Genomic DNA, 2,048 nt, shown 5'->3' with positions numbered 1-2,048 from the left:
TCCGGCCGCCGCTGGCCCCGGTTCCGGACGCGCTGCGGCCCGCGCGGCTGCCGCTGTCCGCCGCGCAGCAGCGGCTCTGGTTCACCGACCAGTTGGAGGGCCCGAGCGCCACGTACAACATCCCGGTGGTGACGCGGCTGCGCCGCCCCGTCGGCCGGGCCGCGTTCGCCGCCGCGCTCACCGACGTCGTACGGCGGCACGAGGTGCTGCGCACGGTGCACCGGTCGGCGGACGGCGAGCCGTACCAGGAGGTGCTGGAGCACGCCGAACCGGTGCTGGAGGTGGTGCGGGCGGACGGTGCGCGGGAGCTGCGGGCGGCCGTGGACGCCGCCGCCGGGTACGTGTTCGACCTGGCGGCCGAGATCCCGTTCCGGGCGTGGCTGGTCGAGGAGGCGGACGGGGGCCAGGTGCTGGTGCTGCTGGTGCACCACATCGCCGGGGACGGCTGGTCCACCGGCTGCCTGCTCGCCGACCTGGACCGCGCCTACCGGGCGCGGTGCGCGGACCGGGCGCCGGACTGGGAGCCGCTTCCCGTCCAGTACGCCGACTACACCCTGTGGCAGCACGCGTTGCTGGACGGGGAACAGGGCGTCGCCGGCGAGCAGCTGGCGTACTGGCGGACCGCGCTGGAGGGGCTGCCGCCGCTGCTGGCGCTGCCCACCGACCGGCCGCGCGGGCCCGAGCCGGACGGCGGGGGCGCGCTCGCCCCGTTCGAGGTGGACGCCGGTACGCACCGGGCGCTGCTGCGGTGCGCCCGGCAGCACGGGGCGACGCTGTTCATGGTGGTGCAGGCGGCCCTCGCGGCGCTGCTGACGCGGCACGGGGCGGGCGAGGACCTGGCGATCGGGACGACCGTGGCCGGGCGGGGCGACGAGGCGCTGCACCCGCTCGTCGGCTTCTTCGTGAACACGCTGGTGCTGCGTACCGACACGTCGGGCGACCCGGCGTTCACGGAGCTGGTGGGCCGGGTCCGGGAGGCGGGTCTCGGCGCGTACAGCAACCAGGACCTGCCGTTCGACCGGCTCGTCGAGCATCTGAGCCCGCACCGTTCGTCCGCGCACGCGCCGCTGGTGCAGGTGATGCTCCAGGTGCACGCGGCGGGGGCGGGTGACGCCTCGGCGGCGGGGTCGTCGCTGGACGGTGAGCCGGTGGCGTTCCGGGGCGCCGGGGCCAAGTCCGACCTGACGTTCGCGCTGACCGAGACGGTGGACCGGGACGGGGCGCCGGCCGGGCTGCGGGGCGTCCTGGAGTACGCGACCGCCCTGTACGACGCGGACACCGCCGGGCTGCTGGGGCGGCGGCTGGCCGCGCTGCTGGAGGCGTGCGCCGCCGATCCGGGCGCGCCGCTGTCCGCGCTGGACGGGGAACGGCCCGCGCCGGACGGTCCGCAGGTAGTGCTCGACGCGCGGGGCCGCCGCGTCCCGGTCCGGGTGCCGGGCGAGGTGCACGAGACGGCCCCGGGCGGTGGGTTGCGGGCGACGGGGCGGCGGGCGTACCGGGACGCCTGCGGGGTGCTGCGGCCGGTGGCCGTGCACACGGTGAACGGCTATCCGGTGGAACCGGGCGAGGTGGAGGACGTGCTGACGGCGCATCCGGCGGTGACGGGGGCGCGGGTCCTGGTCCGCGACGGGCGGCTGCTGGCCGTGGTCACGTGCGCGCCGGGTGCGCGGCCCGCCGGGGAGGCGGTGCGGGCCTGGGCGGCCGAGCGGCTGCCGGAGTACCTGGCGCCGGACCGAGTGGTGCGGGCGGCCCGGCTGCCCGGACCGGGCGAGGACCCGGCCCTGTCACCGGAGGCGGAGGAGGCGCCCGCGGCCGGGGACGGCGGGGGTGCGGACGGGCGGCTGCTGGGGATCTTCCGGGAGGTGCTGGACGGGCGGGAGGTCGGCCCGGACGACAACTTCTTCAAGTCGGGCGGGCACTCGCTGCTGGCGGTGCGGCTGCTGAACCGCATCCGTGCCGAGTTCGGGCAGGACCTGACGCTGCGGGACGTGTTCCGTCATCCGACGGCGACCGCGCTGTCCCGGCGGCTCGCGGGGGCGGTGGCGGAC

1 protein-coding gene is annotated in these 2,048 nt (G+C 77.6%); it reads left to right on the top strand.

The genetic code is table 11. The features are described 5' to 3' along the window. Positions 1 to 2,048 (top strand): condensation domain-containing protein (locus MHW47_RS34925; protein ID WP_239227841.1); only part of this gene is annotated, 2,048 nt, incomplete at both ends.

This window comes from Streptomyces sp. OfavH-34-F (assembly GCF_022347745.1).
Taxonomy (GTDB): domain Bacteria; phylum Actinomycetota; class Actinomycetes; order Streptomycetales; family Streptomycetaceae; genus Streptomyces.
The sequence above is the reverse complement of the archived record's forward strand: the minus strand, read 5'-3'. Positions and strand labels throughout refer to the sequence as shown.